The following is a 2,219-nucleotide window of genomic DNA, read 5'->3' on the forward strand; positions in this document are numbered from 1 at the left end:
AGCATCGGCAGTCAGGGGCGCCAGCAGGTCCACGGCAGCGGGCACCCCGCCCACCTCCACCGCGTCCCCCGGCACCAGCTCCCGCCGCAACCGCGCGAGGCTGAGGCCCCCGGCGTGGGCGCCGGACTGCCCGACCACCTTCCCGCCCCGCGTGACCTCGGCCCGCTCGGGGAGGCCGTCGCCGCGCAATCGCGCCAGGCCATAACGGGCCTGCCCCCGCGCTTCCAGCCGGGCCATGATCTCCTGGCCCACGTAACAGCCCTTGCGGTAGCTGATGGCCGGAAGGGGTCCGCCCACGTCCAGCCCGACTTCCGGAATCAGGGTGCCCGCGAGGCCGTCGGCGTCCACGTCGGGGATTCCGGCGCGGATGCGGGCGGCGTGCAGGGCCGGCAGCGCAACCTCGGCACCCGCCAGCGCCTCCAGCACCGCCGCCTCCTGTCCGGCGAGGACGTGGAGGTCCACCCCCCTCTCCCCGGTGCGGTTCACGCGCCCGCCCAGCACGGTCGCCCCGGCCAGCCCGAATTCCTGCGCGTCGCCGCCCGCCGGGTCCCAGCCGGGGAGGTCGGCCTCCCGCCAGACATGCACGGTCCGCAGGTCGCCGGAAAGGTCGGTCAGGTCCACCTGATCGAAGATGATGTAACGCCGCAGCCGCCCTTCCAGCGCCGGGGCCTGCCCCGCCCCGAGATGCAGGTACACGTCGCCAGAACGCCGGTACACGCGGGCGAAGAACTCGATCTGGCCGCGCACATTCAGGAAGCAGGCGGCGACCATGCCGGGGGTGGGGGCTCCCCGCAGGTCGCCGGTCATCTGCCCCTGCGCGAAGTCCACCCGGTCCGAGCCGGTCAGGCGCAGGGCGCTGGAGGGAAGGCGGGTCCACATGGGGCTCAGGCTACGGGAAAAGGGGGCGGGCATGTGAGGCAGGGGGCAGGGTTGGGGCGGGAGCGTCCTCCGGTTTCCGTCCGATGGGTTCCCAAACTCCCAAACCGGGAGAGCGCCGATTCGAGAACTCCTTTCCCGGCAACCGTTTTTTCCCACTCGCGCCGCCCGTCTTGAACAGTGACAGGAGCTGTCGATCCGGAATCCGTCTCAGTCGCTCGCCGCCGCCAGCTCGCGCCCGGCCCGCAGCGCCCGCTGGGCCTCCCGCGTGAGGTTCCAGCGGGTCAGGTCGGAGACAGCCTCGCGGACGACCGCCTCGGCGTGGGGCAGGGCGGCGCGGCGCGACTGCAGGTTGCGGCTCACGATGGCCGTGAGGTCGTCGAGGTTGTACAGGTGCGCTCCCGGCACCCCCCCGATCCCGGGGTCGAGGATGCGCGGCACGCTGATGTCGATCAGGAACATGGGCCGCCCGGGGCGCCCGACCAGGGCCGCCGCCACCCCTTCCGGATGCAGGACGTAGTGGGGCGCCGCGCTCGAGGCGATCACCACGTCGGCCAGCGGCAGGGCCTCGTGCAGCAGTTCGGCGGTGCAGGCGCGGCCGCCCACGCGCTCGGCCAGCGCCCGCGCCCGCTCGGCGGTGCGGTTGACCACGATCACGTCCTCCACGCCCGCCGCCCGCAGGTGGGTCAGGGTGAGTTCGGCGGTCTCACCCGCACCCAGGATCAGGGCGGTGCGGCCCACGAGCCCCCCCAGCGCCGAGTGCGCGAGTTCGACGGCCGCGCTCGACACGCTGACGACCCGGTCGGCCAGCCCCGTCTCGGTGCGGACCCGCTTGCCCGCCGCGAGGGCGCCCTGCGCGACCTTGTTCAGCACCGTTCCCGCCAGCCCCAGGTCGCGCGACGCCTGCCACGCCCGCTTGACCTGCCCCTGAATCTGCGTCTCCCCGATCACCAGGCTGTCGAGACCCGCCGCCACCCGGTAGAGGTGGGTGGCCGCCGCCTCGCCCCGGTGCACGTAGAGGTGCTCGGCCAGCCCCTCGCCCCAGGCGTCCCCGAAGACGGCGCGGGGGTCGCCGCGCAGCCCCGCGAGGTAGACCTCGGTGCGGTTGCAGGTCGCCAGCAGCAGGGCCTCGCCCGCCGAATGCGAGAGGTGCGAGAGCAGCGCGGCCTCGTCCCCGGCGCGGACGGCGGCCCGCTCGCGGACCTCCACCGGGGCGGTCTGGTGGTTCAGGCCCACCACCACGAAATCCAGCGCGGCGGGCGGGGGCACGTGGGCTCCGGCGAGCAGGGCGCGGCCCGTGGGGCAGGCCAGCGTCACGCGCCCCCCCGGCCCGGCTCCAGGCC

At 74.6% G+C, this 2,219-nt stretch carries 2 protein-coding genes; both read right to left on the reverse strand.

All coding sequences use genetic code 11. The features are described from left to right. Positions 1 to 879 (reverse strand): CAF17-like 4Fe-4S cluster assembly/insertion protein YgfZ (gene ygfZ, locus QOL99_RS16535; protein WP_285525428.1); only part of this gene is annotated, 879 nt, incomplete at its 3' end. A gap of 207 nt (positions 880 to 1,086) precedes the next feature. After that, complete coding sequence (gene hemA / locus QOL99_RS16540; RefSeq protein ID WP_285525430.1) at positions 1,087 to 2,193, reverse strand: glutamyl-tRNA reductase; 1,107 nt, start codon at positions 2,191 to 2,193, stop codon at positions 1,087 to 1,089. Positions 2,194 to 2,219 lie beyond the last annotated feature (26 nt).

This window comes from Deinococcus rhizophilus, assembly GCF_030271215.1.
GTDB lineage: Bacteria > Deinococcota > Deinococci > Deinococcales > Deinococcaceae > Deinococcus > Deinococcus rhizophilus.